At 32.0% G+C, this 228-nt stretch carries 1 protein-coding gene; it reads right to left on the bottom strand.

Annotated features, from left to right (window positions below):
* Positions 1–228, bottom strand: a 228-nt coding sequence (locus SCA31_RS25885) for a hypothetical protein (RefSeq protein ID WP_410699794.1), incomplete at both ends; no start/stop codon positions are given.

The following is a 228-nucleotide window of genomic DNA, read 5'->3' as shown; positions in this document are numbered from 1 at the left end:
GAGAAGTCTGTTCGCGTTCTTCATTGCTGAAATTGGCATTGATAAGATTATCATTGGAAATAAAACGATAATTTCCGTTCCAGCCAGATTTTTCTGTCGGATTAAACTGGATGGAAGCTAAGATATTTTGGTTTTTAAGGATCTGGTCTGCATTTTTTTCAAATGGATTCAGGACCAATACTTTGTCTTTTTTATAAAATGAATTTTGGGAATTCAATGAAATATTAA

The sequence above is a fragment of the Chryseobacterium sp. SIMBA_028 genome (assembly GCF_046535285.1).
GTDB lineage: Bacteria > Bacteroidota > Bacteroidia > Flavobacteriales > Weeksellaceae > Chryseobacterium.
Note: the sequence above shows the minus strand (reverse complement) of the source record. Positions and strands in the feature narration are given on the sequence as shown.